This is a genomic window from Streptomyces zaomyceticus (genome assembly GCF_014656215.1).
Lineage (GTDB): Bacteria > Actinomycetota > Actinomycetes > Streptomycetales > Streptomycetaceae > Streptomyces > Streptomyces zaomyceticus.
This window is the reverse complement of the sequence record NZ_BNBZ01000024.1, coordinates 25,779-44,442: the sequence shown is the minus strand read 5'-3', so window position 1 is coordinate 44,442 and position 18,664 is coordinate 25,779. Positions and strand designations below refer to the sequence as shown.

Below are 18,664 nucleotides of genomic sequence, written 5' to 3'. Positions count from 1 at the left end.
GCAGCTGACGACGCGTGCCGACGGACGCCGGCGGGCGGCATCCGAGTCGGCCCGTGATCGTGGGGGACCGCCGCTCAGCGGCGGCGCCTGGTGCGTCGCACCTTCAGCTCCTCGAAGCGCGGGACGTCACCGTCGAGGATCCGCTGCCACGCACGGGCGAAGAGCTCCGCGGCAGGCTCGGTCGGCACCAGTGCGCCCAGGACCGGCCGCGCGCCCGCCACCGGCCCGTACATCGGCAGCTTCCACTGCTCGACGGGCAGCACCGGCGCCGACTGCTCCGCCCAGGCACCGGGCAGGAACAGGGAGCGCCCCGCCCGGGCCCGTACGGCCGACACCACCAGGTCGCCGGAGGCCAGTTCCGCGCGGGCCGCCTTGAGCCGCGCCGGCTTCCACCCCGTCCACCGCGCGGTGTTGCGGTCCGTCGGATCGGGCATGGCCAGCAGCATCAGATACAGCACCGCCGCATCCGCCCCCAGCCCCTGGGCCGCGGCGACCTCCGCCACCAGATCGGGCACCGAACGGGACGGATCCTGTGGCCACCAGGTGCCCTCCTCGTCCGTCCCACCGGCCACCGGCGCGCCCGGGTCGGCCAACAGCCGGGCGAACACCGGATCGTGCGCGCGCCGCAGCGCCGCTTCGACCGCGGTCGGGTGCTGGTCCGGGCCGCGCAGCGCCACCAGGTACGGGTCGGACCCGGTGGAGTCCAGCAGCGCGGGCCGCAGAGCGGGCTGGGGCTGGCCGTCGTGCGTCGACATGAAGACGGCGCCGTACCGCTCGTGCCCGGGTGCCGTCTCGGTCGGGGTGCCCGCCACCTTGCGGAAGTCCGCCAGGCTCGTGAAATGACCGATGGAAAGCAGCAGTTCGGGCGCGGCCAGGCGTCGGCGGACGGCGGTGAGCGCGCTGGGCAGCGTCGCTCGCACCGGATCGCCGGCGGGGAGCCGGTGGGCCAGCCAGGCCGTCAGACTCATCGTGCCCGTGAGCACCGACGCGGTGAACGGCGTGTCGGCGGGGGCCACGGTCGCGGGCCGGTCGCCCTCGATGTGCCACGGCACGTCGACACTGAGCTCCGGCGACGACTCCGGGTCGAGGATCGCCGGGAGGGCCCGGTGTACGGCCCAGCCGTTACGCACCGCACGCGCGGCCTCGGCGGAGAGCCAGTCGGGCACCTGCGCCCGCCGTCCCACGCGCGCGTTCCACACCGCCGCGGCCGACGCCACGTCGGGACCCTCGCTCCACAGACGTGCCGGGTCCTCCGGCAGGAGCGCCGCGATCACCGCCCTCCGCACCTCGATGGAGAGCGCCCGCAGCTCGTCGCGAGCGTGTCCGGCCTCGGCCACCTTCAGACCGAGGGTCTTGCGCAGCTCCGCGGGCAGGAAGTTGTTCTCCCAGCTGTCGATCGCGGGCATGCCCACGAGAACGAGCCGGGAGAGCGCCCCGGATGCCCCGGTGAGCCGGCTGAACTCCTCGGCCGCCTCCGCCACGAACGGGGCCTCGGCGCGGGAGTCCGCCTCCCGCAGGAAGGCGGTCAGCCAGTCGGCGCCCCGCGTCCGGTCACCCACCGGCGCGTCGCCGCGCACCGTGTAGGGGCCCGGCACCTCGAAGCGGCCGCTCGGGTCGTACAGCAGCGCCCCGAACTCCCGCCCGTCGACGACACCCTCGTTGTGCTCGGTGATGCCGAGCGCCGCTCCGCCGCCCAGCGGCAGGACGGAGCGGTGCCAGGAACTGTGCTCAAGGCCGTCCGGGGTGCGCAGATGCGCCGTGCCCAGGTGGACCAGGACCCGGCGCCAGTGGCCCGCCGAGCCGGCCGTCGATGCCAGGCCCAGCGCGTCGACCCGGCCGAGTACGTCCAGCAGCGCCGCCCGGTGCTCGGCGTCGACGCCCGGTGCGACGGCCCGGTAGGCGACCGCGGCCGGATCGTCCAGGAGCGAGGTGAAGGGCAGCCCCGAGTACGGCAGCGACGGCAGATCGAAGTGCACCAGGCCCGCCGGCGTGGCCCCGTCGGTGTCGGCCCGCACCGTCGCCAGCCGGTCCAGGAAACGGTGCGCCACGTCCTCGTCGGCGCCCGCCCGGTAGTACCCGGAGCCCGCGATCCCGTTCAGCGCCGTGGCGAGCAGCCGGTCGGCCGGCCCCTCGACACGCGTCTCCGCGGGCTCGCCCGCCGGGTCGAGCCGTGCGGCGACGGCGTCCAGGGACTTCTGCTGCCGCACGGCGAAGCGCAGCACCCGCACCACGCCCGCGATCAGCTCCGGTGCCGAGATCCCCGGCAGCACGGTGCTCACCAGGTCCGGGAGTTCCGCCGCCCGCTCGGCCGCCACGGCCGCCTTCAGCAGGGCTCCCGCCGACTCCGCGTCGGCGGCGCGCAGCACGGCCGAACCCTCCGGATCCCGGGCGCGCAGTGCGTACAGGTGGGACAACGGCGGCAGGGTCGCGGCGGCAGTGCCGTACAGCTCGTTCCGGTCCCCGTCGGCCGTCGTCGTGACGACACCGTCCGGGTCCGCGAGCGATAGCTCCCGCCACTGGTGGGTCAGTGCCCTCGGCCGGTCGTCGCCGGGGAACGTCAGCGCCGCGATCGGCATCGAGGAGTCCTGCGGCAGGGTGACGACGCGCCCCGCGGTGTCCTCGGCATGCCAGCCCTTGCCCGGCAGCCGTACGACACGCCAGCCCAGCAGGCCGTCCGCCGACGTGCCCAGCGCAGACCCGTCCACCACCGGCGCGGGCCGCAGCCACGACGAGCGTGCCAGCAGCTCCGCCCCGGTACCGTGCGGGCGCAGGGCGTCGGCGAGGAAACCGGGCTGGGAGCGCCGTCCGTAGGCGCCCTCGGCGGGGTCGTACTCGGCCCAGCCGCCGTCGGCCTGCCGCTCACCCGACTCCCACACCCAGTACGAGGTGCCGTCGGAGAGCACCGGACGCTCCTTGGGGAGCCGAGTGTCGCCGTGGTGCAGGACCCCACCGCCGGTGGTGCGCCCACCGCCGGGCAGCGGCAGGCTCAGGTGCTCCGAGCGGAGGGACCAGTAGTCGGCGCCGCCGTCCACGGTGAACACCTTGTCGGGCGCGGTGTGCCAGTAGGCCTGCGCCTCGCTGCCGCGACCGTAGGTGCTCCAGAACACGAGCAGGGCGCCGTCCACGTAGTGGAATCCGTACCGGTACGAGTGTCCCGACGGCACGCGCAGATCGTGCGTGAGCACCGTGGAGTCGGCGTCGATGACCCGCACCTGGACGGAATTGGCCACGATCAGGTACGGCCACGCCTCGAGCACGGTCAGACCGTCGACCTTGTCGCGCCCCGGAGCCAGCTCCGTGAGCGCCTCCTCCCACGCGGGCCACCGGAGTTCCTCCCACAGGCCACCGCGCAGGGTGCGTGCGAGGGTCTCGCCGAGGTCGGCACCGGCCGCGGCCGCGACCTCCTGCGGTGCGAGAGCGAGCGCTTCGGCGGGCAGCCACGACAGTCGCGCGATCGCGTTCGGCAGCCCGGGCAGCCCGGCCGCCACCGAGTCGCGGGCGACCTCGCGCATCCACTCGGTGAGCATCGGGCGACCACCGGCCGAGCCGGCGAGCCGCCGCATGACGTCCGTCCCGGTCGAAGCGTCGTTGTAGCTGTTCGCGCCGTTGCGGAACGAGGGGCGGAAGCGCGGGTCGGCCGCGAGCGCGACCAGGTCCCGGGGCTCCTCCCCGCGCGCCCAGTCCGACAGGTTGAGGGCGTCGTGGCGCCGGTTGCGGCGGCCCGGCGTCGGGTCGGCGACGGGGATCTCCAGCGAGAGCAGCAGGTCCAGCAGGTTGGCGTCCTCGACGCCGATCCGCAGGAAGCCCTCGTCCTCGGGACGTGCCGCCAGGTCGGTGCGCAGCCGCCCGGCCGCCCGGTCCACCAGGTCCAGCAGGGCCGGCGGCGTGGGACGGGGGCCCCAGCCCCGGTGGCGTGCGGTGTGGAAGCGCTCCAGCCAGCCGGCCGCGCCGTCGGCGCACCGCTCCTCCGCCGGCAGATCCGCGTCGGTCAGTCCGGCGTCCGCCCCGGACTCCACGAGGATCGCCAGCCACATCGCGCTGAACTCACCGTTGTCACCGGGCGGCGTCATCGAGAGCAGCGTGCCCCGCACGGCCGGCACACGACGGGCCAGCGCGATCAGCGCGGCACGGTGCGACTTCCACCAACCGTCTGCGGCCCGCAGGGTGGCGGGCAGCGGCAGCAGCTCGGCGAGATAGTCCTGCTCCGCCTCGCTCCCGGACAGACCCGCGGCACGGGCCAGGCGCCGCAGCTCCACTGCCGCCTGCGCGGACGGCGCGAGCCCGCCGGCGGTCCGGCGCACGCACAGCCGACGGAAGCGCGCGAACGCCTCGGCGGGGGCGAGCCTGGCGGCGAGCTCCTTCCCGTAGCCGGTCAGGACCTTCACCGGCAGCGCGCCCGCGAGGGCGAACTCCAGGAAGACCGCGTCGAGCCGGTCCTCGTCGACCGGCAGACCGTGCTGGGCCTCGCTGGTGCGGGCCCGGCCGAACAGCTGGCTCGCGTACGTGGTGTTCTCCACGGCGAGGAAGACCCGGGCGGCCTGCTCGTAGAACACCGGCAGGAAGTGCGGGACGGCCGAGGCGAGGCGCCCGGCCAGTTCGTGGCAGGCGTCCAGCGCGGCCTTGGGCTTGGTCTTCGCCTGCCGTGCCAGCCGGTCCAGCTCCGGCACGACAGCCAGCGCGTGATGCCCGTCCTCCGGGTGGTGCACGAGCACCCACTCGGGAAAGCCCAGCTCCTGACGCTGCCCGAGGCCCACCACCACCGGTTCCCCGTGGGGTTCGAGGCCGAGGAAACCGGCGGCGAGGTCCTCGGCGGGGCCGAGTTCGGCGGCGGCGAGCCGGATCACGACCCGCTCCTCACCGAGGACCGGGTGGCGGTAGCTCCGCGCGGTCAGTTCGACCGCCGAGGCGCCCGCGCCCTCGGCGTCGGCCGGGAGCACCGCTCCGGCCCTGATCAGCTCCGCGTTGCCGGAATCGGTCGTGCTGGTCACTTGTCCCCACCCTCTTCGATCGTGCGGCCGGCGTACAGCGCGGCGGCCATGCGCATTCCCTCGGACCAGGCCACCGGCCCGACCTCACTCAGCCGTACGGCGCGGCCGTCCTCGTCGTGCCAGCTGAGCGCGCCGGTCTCCGACTCCCCGTCCCAGTAGGGTTCGCCGATCCACACGGACGCCTCCGTGCTCCGGCCCCCGTCGCGGACCTTGCACGTGGCGTAGCCGCCGGACACCCGGTACCCGAGCCCCGTGGCCCGCGCGGCCAGGCCGAATCGTGAGGCGAACTTCCCGCCGGCGTAGTCCCGTACCTCGGTCGCGCTCGCAGTCGCCGTCCCCGTGGCGGTCGCGGTGGCCGTGCTCGTCGCCGTCCCGGGGCGCCCGGTCACCGGCTTGGCCCAAGTGGCCCGGTGGATCTGCTCCACCCGCTGGGTGATGCCGAGTTCGGCGGCGAAGTCCCGCACGTCGTCCAGGTCAGGGAGGAGCACGGGGTGCGGGAGGGTCACGGTGCGCGCGGACAGCCGTACGGTCTCGCCGTCGAGATCGACGAGCTTCAGCTCACCGTCCGGGGTGGCGTCCCGCAGGAAGCCGACCTCGTCCGGGTCGTCGCCCACCACGGCCATGTCACGCAGGGCGGACTGCCAGGCCTCGTCCGGCCACACCCGGGCGATGAGCCCGGTGGGGACCGGAAGCGAGGACACCATCCAGGCGTCCACCTGGGCCACGCACGAGGCCGTGTGCCGGTCGAGCCACTCGGAGAGCCGCCGGAGACGATCGGCCTCGGGATGGTCGCGCAACGCCTTCGGCAGGCTCTTCAACTGCCGTCCCCCGGTGCGCCGTGCGACCACTCGCCCGTCATCGAGGGAGATCTCGTATCCCTCACCCGCTGCCAGCCACGCCATCAGCCGTACCCCTCCGCCTGTCCCGTCAGAATCCGCGCAGCTCGAACCAAGGGATCGATGTCCCTGAGCTGCGGTATGCGGGGAGACTATCCAGAGCCACTGACAACCGGTGTACGGGAGTCCGGACGCCGACGGACGCAGGGTCAGGGCGGGCGGTACGCCCGCCGGATGACGGTCGGGACGGGGGACGAGACCCGCGGGGCCCGGCCCGGCACGCGGGGAACCGTCCCGCCGCGCGACAGGGAACGTGCGGCGGCCCGCCCCCGGTGGAACGGGGCGGGCCGCCGTGGTGTCAGATGCCGCAGCTGGAAGCGGACCAGAAGCGGCCGGCGCGGTGATCGAGGTGGGTGTGGTCGCCGTGCCCGGGATAGCCCGGGCCGAGGATCCCGTTGAACCCGTGGTTGCGGGCCTGCTGGGCGAGCCGGCACAGCGAATGCGGACCGGATCCCAGGTCGGCCGCGTCACCGTACAGATGGCGACTCGACGCGGCGCCGCCGACGGCGTCGTTGCAGGCGTGACTGCGGAAGCCGCTGGTGACCCGGATGCTCTGGTCGCCGAGAGCGTGCCGCAGGGCCTCCAGCTTCCACATGGTGCGCAGGGCGTTGGACTTGGCCGTGGCCGCGCTCACCGCGCCACCGGCCCAGGTGGAGTTGCAGTTGTTCAGCTCGGCGTACGAGAAGTGCACCGGCGTGCAGTCGTCGTCCTGGAGCGCGTAGATCTTGCTGAACGTCGCCGGGCCCGCGACACCGTCGGCGGCCAGTCCGTAGGCGGCCTGGAAGCGCTGGACAGCCGCCGCGGTCCCCGGCCCGTACTCGCCGTCGATGGCGAGCACCCCGCCGTAGCCGGGGTAGCCGGCCACACGGATCTGCAGCGCGGTGACGTCGGCACCGGAGGTGCCCTGGGAGAGGGTCCGCGACCAGGTGTAGCAGCCGTCGGCCTGGGCGGTGCCGGCGGTGGCCACCACCCCGGTCAACGAGGCGGTCGCGATCATGAGAATCGACAGGAGAAGGCGAAAGGGCAGCGAACGGTGGGTGCGTCTGGACATCGAACCTCCATGGCCTCACGAGTTCAAGGGTGACCCAGGGACAAGAGTCCCCCCGAGGTTGACGCCCCGGTCGACGCGCGTCAACCACGCCCGGACGAGCGACATTTGTCGGCCCAATGACGGCGAAGCGACCGACCGGGGCGGCGCGACGGCGGCGGCATGCGCGAGGGCGGTTCTGCGCCGTTCCCCGGTCGCCGAGGGGGCCGTCCGCGTGCGAGACCGGATTCGCTCCCGAGCCGCGTCGGCGGTGAGCCGGTGAGGAGCGGGCTCACATCAGCGAGGTTCCCGACCGCTCCCGCAGCAGTGCTTGAACTTGCGGCCGGCCCGCATCATGCACGGACAGGGACTGTTCCTGCGGGGACGCACCACCTTCAGCGGCACGGTGGCACCGACCGTCTGCCCCAGGATCAGGGCGCGCAGCAGATAGGAGTCGTCGTCGGCGGCCAGCCCCTGGAGGTTCCGGCCCATCACGACGATCAAGGATCCGTCGAGGGCCTTGCGGTACCAGTGGGGGTAGAAGTCCAGAGGGGTCGGAGACAGCAGCTCCTGCCCGTGGGGCCCGGTGATGGAGAGTCTGTTGCCCTGGAGACGTGCCTCCACTCCGCAGCCCTCGACGGCCGGGACGTTCCGGAAGTCCAGCATCTGGCCCTCCTTGAGGTCGAGCATGCTCCGCAGATCGGTGAAGCCCCCCTGGGCGAAGCTCCGAAGGACGAGGTCCTCGACGGCGTTGCCGTCGTCGAGCAGGCCCCAGCCGCCGTAGCAGTCGGCGATGATGCCGGCGCGGTCGCGACCGAAGAGGATGCACTCGATCTCGGTGTTCATCTCCGGCTGGGTGGGCAGCGGATCGTCCAGGTGGAGCACCTGAGAGCGGGCGCAGTGCGGGTGCGTCAGGCGGAGGGGGACGTGCGTCATCCCCGGGTGGTGAAGCAGAAGCAGCTCGGCTTCTCCCGTCTCGTCGATCAGCAGGTTGCAGGCCGCACACTGCTGCCGGGAGTTGCCGAGCCGTTGGAGGAGCGCCCTGACGTCGAGCCGTGCCAGAGCTTCCCTCACCGTGGAGGCGACATGGATCCGCCTCGTGCCGCCGATCGTCGCACCACCCGAGTCGACCCCCGGTTCCGCGAGGGCTGCCTCCGTCGCCCGCGGGATGCGGGCGTGGAGCGATTGGAGGACGCGGTCGTCGATGTGCCGGTCGTCGCCGAGGAGTTCCGCCAGGTCGGGCAGGTCGACCGCCCCGGTGGTTTCCCGGTGCAGTGCGCCGAGGTGGAGCAGGGCTTCGCCGGCCTCGGGCCAGTTGCCGAGGTCGTGGTGCAGCGTGAACGACCGGCGTCCGTACGCACGGGAGCTGTCGGTGTCGCCGAGCGAGCCCACGGCGCGGGCCAGATTGAGGAGGCACGTGGCCCGCAGGGGGTTGTTGTCCAGCTGCTCGGCGAGGGACAGGGCGGTACGGAATTCGGCCGCCGCGGCGCCGTAGTCATGACGGCCGGCGTGATGAACTCCCAGATTGCCGTGCAGCGCGGCCTGCACCGCGCCCATGCCCAACCGTGCCGCCAGCGGGACCAGCTCGGTGATCAGGGAGATGGCTCCGTCCACCTCGCCGGTGTTGAGCAGGCAGACGGCGGCCTGGCTCCGGGCGGTGACGGACACATGGAGATCCGACCGCCGCTCGGCGAGTTCGGCGGCCCTGCCGTACTCGCCGAGTGCGGCGGACCACTCCCCGTTCCTCGCGCGCACGCTGCCCAATGCCATGCGGCACTGCAGAACCCCCGAGGCGTCGCCTGCCTTGTCGGACCGCTCCAGGGCCTCCGTCGCGGCGGTCATCGCCTCCGTATGGAGACCGCGGAGCGAGTACAGGATGGCCAGCCCCCGGGAAGCACGTGCCTTGGTGGCCGGCGACGCGTGGGGGGACAGGGCCGAGGTGACGGCGTGCAGCTCTTTCGCGCCCTCGCGCCAGCGGCCGGCGGCGATCAGAGCCTCCCCCAGGCTCGCCTTGATCTGGGCTTGCGCCTTTCTCTCCTCGGTGGCCTCCAGATGGCGAGCCGCCTCGAACAGAAGGTCTACGGTCTCTCCGAGGCGGCCGCGATGCCAGAGGTATTCGGCCCTCTTCTGCAGGGTGAGGGCGAGGACGCCCGGATTGCCGACGTGGCGCGCCATCTCCAGCGCGTCGTCGAAGTACTCCTCCGCCTCGTCCGTCCTCCCGTTCCCGCCGTGGTACGAGGCCAGGTAGGCCGATGAGCGCGCTCCGTGCTCGAAGTCCCCGATCCGAGCCGCCAGAGCGGCGCACTCTCCGAGGAACGTGGCGGCCAGCTGTGCGTCCGCCCGGTCCGCCGCCTGGTCGCCGAGCCGGAACAGTGCCCTGACCTGCCCCTGGGCATCACCGGTGTCCCGGTAGATGGCCAGGGCCTCTTCCAGGGGCCGCGCCGGGGCGGACACCGGCCGTTCCTCCACGGGCGTCTCCGCGAGCTCCATGAGTGCCTTGGCCTCCCATTCCCGGCTTCCCACCGCCCGAGCCCGGGAGACGTCCTGGGAGGCGTCGTGGGCGGCTTGCGCCATCCGCCCCGTCCTGCGCAGCAGAGCCGAGATGGCGCCGCGGTTCGACAGGTCGGCGGGACTGCCGTCCCGGGACAGGTTCCGGCTGGCGCGGAGGTAGTCCTCGGCTCGGCGCAGGCGGCCGATGGCCATATGGGCGAGGCCCAGGTTTCCCAGTGCCTGCGCCAAGGTCTGGCGATCCCCGACGAGGCGCCAGAACCTCAGACCCCTGCGGAGAACCGGGATCGCCTCCCGGCCGCGGCCGAGGTTGACGAGCAGCGAACCCAGGGCCAGTTCGGCGAGGAACACCTGGTGGGGATTGCTCGCTTCGTGTGCCGTCTCCGCACTCATCCGGTACAGATCGACCGACCTTCGGCTGTCCCCCAGGTGGCTGGCGACCATGGCCAGATTGTGTTGGGCCGTGGCGGTCCATTCGGGGTTCTCCGACCGGGTGCCTGCGTCGGCCACACATCGGTGGACACGTTCCAGATCGGTCCAATGGCTCCCGTGCCACAGGAAGGCCGTGAGGTCCGAGGCGAGGAGCACCAGCGGTTCCCACTGTTCGTACTGCCGTGCCATCTCGGTCACGGCGACGGCGCCCGGGCGGTCCGCGTTCAGCATGTGCAGGGCGTCCGCGTTGCTCCGGGCGGGAATCGTCGCCTCCGGATCCGTGAACCCGATCGACTCCGTGGCGGCCCGAGCCCGTACGGCCAGCATGAGACAGGCCCGGCGGACGACGGCTTCGCGGGCTCCCACGTCGTTCGCCGCCGACTTCAGCCGGGCGAAACCATGCAGAATCTCGTGCAGAACGTAGCGGTCCTCGTCGATCTGCTCGATGAGACTGAGCTCGAACAACGAGTCCAACAGGTCCGACACACGGTCGACGTGGTCGTCGTCGAGCTCGCCCGGCCGGGCACTGACCGCGGCGACGACATCCGTCGTCAGCGACATATGAGGCAGGACACCGAGTGCCGCGAAGAGCTCCGCCTGCTCCCGGCCGAGGTCCGCGAAACTTCGCTCGAGCACGGGCAACAGCGCGGTCTGGCCGGCCTTGAGCGCCCGCACGGTGCGGTCGGGGTCGGTGATGTCGCCGAGGAACCGGCCGACGTCGACCCTGGGACGGCGCGCGAGGTGGGCGGCCGCGATGTGCAGCGCCAGCGGATGACCGGCACACGCCTTCGCCAGCGAGGACACCTGCTCGTCCGTGAGCCGGTCGGCACCGGCGACCGCCCGGACCATCTTCTCGCTGTGCCCGGAGGACAAGGGCGGCAGGTCGATCACGGGAACGAGGCCGGCGAGCCCGCTGAGCTTCGCGCGACTCGTACACACGACAGCGAAGGGACCGTCCATGTGCAGCACGTCGAGGAGGGCATCCTCCGACGTGACGTCGTCGACGAGTAAGAGGACTCGGCTCTCGGACAGCGCACCGCTCAACAGCGCCAGCTGCTGTGCCCGGCCTTCGGGGAGCCGGTCCCCGCCGGGGAGCAGTGTGTGCAGGAGCGCCGTCACCAGGTCAACGGGGTCTCCCTCGCCCGCGGAGAGCGCGAGGTCGATGTGGAACTGCCCGTCCGGGTAGGCATCGGAGACGAGATGTGCCAGCCCCAGGGCCACGGAGCTCTTCCCGATGCCCGGTGGTCCGGTCACCAGCACCGCTCGGACCCCCTCCTCGCCGGAGCTCTCGAGCAGCCTCCGTGCTTCTTCGACCTCGGCCCCGCGCCCGAAGAGCGGCCGGAGCCTTCTGGGCAGGCTCCCTCGGGCCAGGTGCGGAACGGCCCCCGGCTCGGGGGACGACCGGGCCGTCTCCGCCTGCTTGACGTGCTCGTACAGCAGCGCCAGCACGTCCCCGGGCAGGACCGCGTCGGCGTTGGCATGCCGAATGTCCCGGCTGTCGTCCAGGAGCCGGCACATCGTGGAGTAGTGCCAGACGACCCAGCCCTTGAGCGGGAGACCGAGCTCCCGAACACGCTCGCTCACGGCGCGGTGAACACGATCGATACCCCCGCTGCCGGGTACGGAGGAGAGGGCCACGTTGCTGGCGACGAGAAGGTACTCGGGCATGCGTCCCTTGCGGACACGGTTCGAGTCCGGCCTCGCCCATGCCTTGAGCTCCGAGTCGATCTGCTTGATGAGCCAGTCGGCGTCCTTGCCCGCACCCTCCGGACGCCCGCGGAACTTGGCCTGCAGGATCCCGTATCCCGTCCAGGGGTCCTCGGGCGTCGGATACCGACGCAGGCCCTCGAAGGAAGCCTCGCGTCCACCGTCCGGGCCCTCCCCGAAGATCTCCACGGACGGTCCGAGCACCTTGAGAGCCAGGGCTTGGGACAGCTCTTCGAAACGCTGGGGCCCGAGGCGGGTGAGGGCGTAGTCGGTCACAGCCCCATGGTGGTCCACGGCACTGACAACGAGCCCCGGAGAAGCTGCCCCCAGTGGTCCTGAGGGACGCGGAAGCCGGTCCGCCCGGCACCCACCCTCTGCCGGCGCCTCCGACCCGTCCCGGCGGTCCGGCTTCTCCGCGTCGCACGTGCCCCGCCGGGGCGGCCCTCAGGGCGTACGCCGCGGCCGGCGCGCGAGGGTGGTGACGCGGCGACGCCGTTCCTCGCGGGCCCGGGTGTGGCGGTCCAGCTCCTCCATGAGACGGCGCCCCCGGTGGTCCGGGTCGAGTTCGTCGAGGATGCGGTCGATCTCGGCCAGCAGCGCCCCGTACAGCTGCCAGTGGCGGGGATGGTCCCCGGCCTCGCTCCTCAGCAGCCCGGCGGCGCGGTCGCGGGCGGCGCGGGCCGCTCCGAGTTCGTTGGCGAGGTTGTCCTCCGCCCGCTCCGAGCCGGTGCTGGAGTGGGAGGTGACGAGGACGGCGAAGCACACGAGAACGTCCCCGAGGTGTCTGACGGTCTCTCGGAGGGCCTCGGCCGTCTCCCTGCCGAACGGCACCGAGCCGCGCCGTTCCCTGGACAGATCCGAAAACGTACGGGTGAGGACACGCAGCACGACCGCGCAGATCTCCAGGGTGTCGAGCCCGGTGCGCAGCACGATGCGGTGCAGGAGCCCTTCCTTGACGCGTGGGTTCAGCCGGAGGCTGTCCTCCGCCTGGCGCAGGGCCGCGTCGACGTCGGCGACGTCGTTGTCGAGGACCCTCGCCTCGTGGAGCCGGGCCCTGGCCCGCTCCACCGAGGCCGACGAGGCCACGCCCCCGGACCTGCGGGCGGGTTCCGGCCGGTCATGGGGATCCGCGAGCTCCGCGCCGATGTCGATCAGCAGTCTCCGCATCCGCCGGGCCAGGTCCACGATCGAGTCCCCTGCGGTGTCCACCCAGACCGGCGGGACGAGCACGACGTTGAAGAGCAGACCGACGACGGCGCCGATCAGCGTCTCCAGGACGCGGTCCCACGCGCGGTCGGCGACCTGGGTGACGCCGAGCACCAGCATCGCGCTGATGGCCACTTCGGGGATGAACTCCTCCACCCGGACGAACCGGCCCACGACCAACGACGCGAGGATGACCAGGGCGAGGCTCCACCACGTCAGCCCGACGAGCGCGCTGAACGCGATGGCGATGAGGACGCCGACGACGACCGAGGTCACCCGTCGCATGCTCGTCGTCAACGTCGAGTACAGCGTCACCTGAACGACGAGGAGAGCGGTCAGAGGAGCCGTCAGAGGCGCGGGTTCGGCACTGAGATTGAGGGCGACGACATAGGACAGCGTCGCCGCCGCGGTGGAACGCACGGTCTGGACCACGAAGGGGTCCCGCCGCCACCGCCGCCACCACTGCCACCGCCGTGGGTGGACGAACAGATCGGAGGGGTGCGGCATGCGTACTCCTTCTCCGGCGGGCAGCGGTACGTGCCGGATGCGCCTGCCCACCACGACGCCATCGAATCGCGATGGTTCGTGCTGCTGCCGCCGGGCGCGCGCCGACACGCCGACGGACGGTCGACGAATCGCCGGCTCCCCGGACCGGTCCACACCGACCGGCCACGACCCGGGTCGCCCACCGGTGGTCGACGACCCGTCGCGGCCGACGCGTCTCCCGGCCGACCACCGGCCCGCGGCACCCTCCCGGTCGACCGCCCCGCCCCCCGACCCCTTCGGCCCTCCCCCCGCACCCTTCCCCTCCGGCCACCCGCACAGAGCTCGGCCGCCGGACCACCAGGCCGGATCCCGGCGGTCCTTCCTACCCGGGCATGTCCCACTGCCCGACCACACCCGAGAGTTCGACGCGGGACCTGATGCCCAGCCGGGCGAAGACGCTCCGGAGGTGGTGGTCGACCGTGCGGGGACTCAGGGACAGCTGGTCGGCGACCTCACGGTTGGTGGCACCCTGCGCGACAAGACGGGCGATCCGCTGCTGCTGCGGGGTCAACCGTCCCCACGCACCGGGGGACACGGCGCCGCCGGACGCGCCGCCGGTGGCGCGCAGCTCCGACCGGGCGTGCTCGGCCCAGCCCGCCGCCGCGGCCCGCTCGAAGGTGACGAGCGCGTCTCTCAGCGGCCCGCGGGCGTCCCCGGGACGTCGACGGCGTCTCAGCCAGGTCCCGTAGGCGAGCAGGGTACGGGCGCGTTCGAAGTCGTTGCCGCAGTCGTCGTGGTGGCGGACGGCCTCGCCGAACCAGTACGCCGGTTCCTCACCCTTCGCGAGCAGCGCCCGGCAGCGGGCCAGCTGTGCGGGGGCCGCGCTGTCGACGCCCTGCACGGCCCAGACGGCGTACTCGTCGGCCGCGGCACGGGCTTCTGCCCTCCGGTCGGAGGCGACGGCCGCCTCCACGAAGCAGGGCACGACCAGCATCCGCAGCGCGAAATGTCCGCCACGGGGGCCGAGGCGGACGAGCGGCACGAGCCGTGCCGCCGCCTGGGCGGCCAGGCCCCGGCCCAGTTCGGCCCGGGCCAGCGCCCACTCGGCGAGGGTCGCGGCCTGCGCGAGACCGTGGGGGCGGGCCGTCTCCAGCGCCCGCCCGGCGTGCTCCGCCACCGCCGCCTCGTCGCCGACCACCGAGGCCACGAGGGCGAGGACGGCGTGCTGGTGGGCGGCCACATTGCGCTGCCCGGTCAGCTCCGCCGCGCGCAGCCCTTCACGGGCGGTCAACGCGGCCCGGCTGTACCGGCCGGCGCGGAGCTCGGCGTACGCCAGGTGCTCGAGGACACGGGGCAGCAGCGACGTACGGCGTTCCGCACGGGCACGCGCGAGCGCACGGGCGTGCACCCGCGCGGCCGCGGTGGTGTCGCCGAGCACGAGCGCGGCCGAACCGGCCCGCAGCAGCAGTCTCGGATCGTCCTCGGAACCGTCCCGTGCCACGACCCGCGCCAACGAGGGCCGGGCGTGGTCCAGCCGTACGGTCAGCGCGGCGGTCAGGCCCTCGGCGAAGTCCCGCTCGGAGCCCCGGGCGCCCCGGCCACCGTCGAGGGCGGTCAGACAGGCGGGGACGTCACCCCCGGCCCAGGCGGCCTCCATCGCGAGGAACCGGGCATCGGACGCCTCGACCGGCGCCCGGTCGCGCAAGAGCTCCGCCGCCTGCAGCAGCGACTCGTACGCGTCCATGACGGGACCGCCCGCGAGGGCGGCCAGTCCGCGTACGAGCTGGGAACGGCCGCGCACCACCGGCGCGAGGACTCGTCCGGCGGGGGAGGAGCCGAGCCGGTCGGTCCGATGTTCCTCGCTCCAGGTGAGCACCGTGCTCTGCGGTCCGGCTCCGGCTCCGGCCCGGACTCCGGGCGTACCCGGCGGAACGGACCCGGTGGCCTCCTGGACACGCTGGTGCCAGGCCGCCGGCGCCGAAGCGCGCGCGGCACGTGCGAGGAAGGGGTCCTCGAACCGGAGCAGGTCCCCCCTGCGGCACAGCAGTCCGTCCGTGAGAAGACCGTCGAGGGCTTCGACGTGGGTACGGGTGGCCCGGGCGGCGGAGAGGACGGCACCGATGTCCACCTCGTACGCCGCGCTCGCACCGGCACCGCCGGTACGGTCCGCCAGTGCCACCAGGGAGAGGAGCCGTCGGGAGTCCGCGGGCAGTCGGCCCAGGAGCCCGCCGTACACCTCGGCGACGACGGCGCCGTCGGCCACCGGTCGCGGCAGGGGCGAGCCACCGGAGAGCTGGGCGGCCGTGAGGCGCCGAGCCACCGAGGCGATGAGCCCGGGATGGCCGGCGGTGTCGTCGATCAACCGTCCCACGACCGAGGGGACCGGGGGCACCGCGCACAGCTCGCCGAGAAGGGCCCGCGCCCCGCCCGCCGTCAGACGCCCCAGGCGTACGGTCTCCGCTCCGGGCACGTCGGGGAGCCGGTGGTGACGCCCGGCGGACACGACCCAGCCGGGACGCCCCGGCCGGTCGGCGTCCTGCCAGGCCGCGGTGAGCGCGGCGCGCGAATGGGCGTCCCAGAGGTGCAGGTCGTCGAGGCAGATCAGCGTCGGACGGCCGACGAGGAGCTCGGACACCGCCGCGGCGATTCCGGTCTCGCCCCGCGCGAGCCGCAGGGCCCGGCGTGCGGCCGACGGAGTGGGCGCGAGGGCCGCGAACAGGGCCCGGGCTCCGCTCCACGGGCCGCGGTGTTCCGGCGCGCCGACCAGGTACCCGGTGTTTCCGGACCGTGAGTCCGAGGCCGTGGGGGATCCCGTACGGCGGAAGTCGTCGGCCGCGCGCGAGAGGACGGCCGTACGCCCCTCGCCCGGGTCGCCGGTGAGGAACAGAACGCCGCCGAGTCCTGCCTCACTCCGGTCCGACAGGCGTGCCACGGCGGCGAGTTCGGCCGTCCGGTCGTACAACCGCCGGCGCGCGGCCACGGCGCGCATCGCTCCGCTCACACCGCCAAGCTACCGAGCCGTAAGGGACGGCGGAAGGTTCCCGGGTCCGGACCGAGTCCGGGTCTGGACTGTGGCCCAGACCCGGGAACCGTGTTCTGTGACGGTGCACAGGGCGTCAGGAACCGAGCGGGCAGCTGCCCCGGTACTCCGCGATCGTCAGGCTGGGCCGGGGAATCGGGCAGAGGAACTGCTCGTAGCGGGTGTCGTCGTCGATGAACCGCTTCAGCCACGCGATGCCGTACTTCGCGATCGTCGTGTTCGAGGCGTTGGGAGTGAAGTGCGTGGCGCCGTTGAGTTCCAGGTACGCCTTGTCGAGCGAGGCGGGCAGGCTCTCGTAGAAGGGCTCGGAGTGGGTGGCGACGGGGGCGATCGTGTCGCCGTCGGCGCCGATGACGAGCGTGGGCGTGGTGATCTCGGGCCAGGTCTTGTCCGTGTTCCACGCGGTGAGGGGAACGGCGGCCTTGAGGGAGGGCCGGCTCTTCGCGGCCTCGAGCGTTCCGCCACCGCCCATGGAGTGCCCCATGACGCCGAGCCGGGTAGCGTCGACACGGCCCCGCACGGTGCTGCGCTGGGTCAGATAGTCGAGTGCGGCGAGGAGTTGCCGTCCTCGGCTGTCGGGCTGGTCGAGGGTGGTGTTCGTGTCGATGGTGAACACCACGAACCCCTGCGAGGCGAGCCGCGGCCCCAGCCAGGCGATGGAGGACTGCAGCGCGGTGAACCCGGGTGAGATGACCACGGCGCCGAAGGTGCCGTCGCTCGTGGATGTGGGGTAGTAGACGGTGCCGCCGCCGAAGCCGGTGACGGCGAGGGAGGAGACGGAGGTCTCGGAGACGGCGTAGGGACCGCGCAGCGCCTCGATGCTCGCCGTGCTCGGCGCGGGACCGCGCTCGTACGGGTTCGCCGCGGCGACGGCGGCGACGCCGGATGCCCGGCTGTCGGCGGCGTGGACACCGGGGGCGAGGAGCAGGGCGAGGCATGCGGCGGCGGAGACTGCGACAAGGTGTCGTTTCACGACGGAGTCGTCCTCTCGTGTCGTGGGGCGGCCACCCACCGGAGGAACGGGCCGGCGGCCGCACTGGACTGGCCCGGCCACTGTCGGGCCGCCACGACACACGGGCATCGGCAGAATCACCGGTCACCGGGAATCCACGGATCCGGTCACGGGGAATCCACGGATCCGGTCACGGGGACGAATCCGTCACCAGGACAGGGGGGGTCGACGAGCGGCGACGGGCCCGTCCCCGCTCGTCGGCCGTACGGGAGAGACCGAGCTCAGTAGGCGTATCCCACGTGCGCGATGGCCTGCCTCAACAGAGCCCCGTGGCCCCCAGGCATCTCACCCTGCACCGCTTGGGAGGCCGCCTCCTGCGGGCTGAACCAGACGAGGTCCAGGGCGTCCTGCCGTGGGCGGCAGTCACCGCTCACCGGGACGATGTACGCCAGGGACACCGCGTGCTGGCGCGGGTCGTGGTACGGCGTGATGCCGGCCGTGGGGAAGTACTCGGCGACGGTGAAGGGCTGCAGGGACGGAGGGACGCGGGGGAGCGCCACGGGACCGAGGTCCTTCTCGAGATGGCGCAGCAGCGCGTCACGGACCCGCTCGTGGTGCATGACACGGCCGGAGACCAGCGTGCGGCTGATCGTCCCCTCCGCGCCGATCCGCAGGAGCAGCCCGATGCTCGTGACTTCGCCGCTGTCGTCCACGCGTACGGGCACGGCCTCGACGTACAGGATCGGCATCTGGGCCCTGGCCACGTTCAGATCGTCCGTGGTCAGCCAGCCGGGCGTGGTCTCAGTCATGTCGGACATCGCTTGATCATACTTTCCGGGCCGTGTCTTGGCCCAGATGGCGTGTCTGCCACCCGGGTGGGAAATCGAGAAGGACCGCTGAGGGTCACTCAGGTGCGCCTCGCGACAAGGCCGTCGACCGGGCCGCCCGGGCCTGACCGGACCTGCTCGCAGCCGAAAGCCCGGGCACGGGCACCATGTCCGAGCACTATAGGGGCGGCCCCTGCGACGCTGCCGCCCCTACAGCAGAAGGTCACCCCCTACGGCGTCGGCCGCGCCGCGAGCGGTGCATGGCCGCGAAGGCCAGCGCCCGTTCGCGTGGGGTGCAGCCTCGGGTCATCCACAGCACCGTTCCGTAGCGGACGACTTCGCGGGCGAGGCGCAGGCCCTGGTTGACGCCCATCCACGGGGCGACGTTCTCCGCCCAGTCTCCCGCGTGGTCGAGCAGCTCGTCGAGGTTCATCGTTCCTCCTGGTCGTGAGGGTCGTGCCGGACACGAAGGAGGTTTCTCGACGGGCGAGTTGTGCAGAACGGCCCCGATCACCGATCGCGGCTCGTGCAATGCGCGTACGCTGTCGACCTGGTGGGATGACGCTCCGTGGTTGTTTTTCAGTTGTGCCGGGGG

At 72.9% G+C, this 18,664-nt stretch carries 9 protein-coding genes; all 9 read right to left on the bottom strand.

Going from position 1 to position 18,664, the window contains the following annotated elements; genetic code table 11:
• Nucleotides 1-74 precede the first annotated feature (74 nt).
• The 9 genes from IE311_RS26660 to IE311_RS26620 all read right to left on the bottom strand — a co-directional run bounded on the left by IE311_RS26660 (nt 75) and on the right by IE311_RS26620 (nt 18,502).
• Complete coding sequence (locus IE311_RS26660; RefSeq protein ID WP_189834367.1) at nt 75-4,988, bottom strand: DNA-binding protein; 4,914 nt, start codon at nt 4,986-4,988, stop codon at nt 75-77.
• A complete protein-coding gene (locus IE311_RS26655; protein WP_189834366.1) occupies nt 4,985-5,890 on the bottom strand; it encodes a DUF4132 domain-containing protein in 906 nt (301 codons plus the stop codon). The genes IE311_RS26660 and IE311_RS26655 overlap by 4 nt, the downstream gene beginning before the upstream one ends.
• A 292-nt stretch (nt 5,891-6,182) precedes the next feature.
• Nucleotides 6,183-6,935: a D-Ala-D-Ala carboxypeptidase family metallohydrolase gene (locus tag IE311_RS26650; protein ID WP_229902180.1), complete on the bottom strand. Its 753-nt coding sequence runs from the start codon at nt 6,933-6,935 to the stop codon at nt 6,183-6,185.
• A 273-nt stretch (nt 6,936-7,208) separates the two neighbouring features.
• A complete protein-coding gene (locus tag IE311_RS26645; RefSeq protein ID WP_189834365.1) occupies nt 7,209-11,834 on the bottom strand; it encodes a tetratricopeptide repeat protein in 4,626 nt (1,541 codons plus the stop codon).
• A gap of 168 nt (nt 11,835-12,002) precedes the next feature.
• Complete coding sequence (locus IE311_RS26640; protein ID WP_189834364.1) at nt 12,003-13,271, bottom strand: FUSC family protein; 1,269 nt, start codon at nt 13,269-13,271, stop codon at nt 12,003-12,005.
• A 361-nt stretch (nt 13,272-13,632) separates the two neighbouring features.
• On the bottom strand, nt 13,633-16,251 hold the full coding sequence (locus IE311_RS26635; RefSeq protein ID WP_189834363.1) for a helix-turn-helix transcriptional regulator: 2,619 nt from the start codon (nt 16,249-16,251) through the stop codon (nt 13,633-13,635).
• 115 nt (nt 16,252-16,366) lie between these two features.
• Nucleotides 16,367-17,263 carry a bis(hydroxyethyl) terephthalate hydrolase gene (gene bdeA / locus IE311_RS26630; RefSeq protein ID WP_189834362.1) on the bottom strand — a complete coding sequence of 299 codons (897 nt, stop codon included), beginning with the start codon at nt 17,261-17,263 and terminating at the stop codon, nt 16,367-16,369.
• Nucleotides 17,264-17,523: 260 nt separating this feature from the next.
• On the bottom strand, nt 17,524-18,060 hold the full coding sequence (locus IE311_RS26625; protein WP_189834361.1) for an NUDIX hydrolase family protein: 537 nt from the start codon (nt 18,058-18,060) through the stop codon (nt 17,524-17,526).
• A gap of 232 nt (nt 18,061-18,292) precedes the next feature.
• Entirely contained in the window at nt 18,293-18,502 is a 210-nt protein-coding gene (locus IE311_RS26620; protein ID WP_189834360.1) for a hypothetical protein, read from the bottom strand.
• Nucleotides 18,503-18,664: the final 162 nt, after the last annotated feature.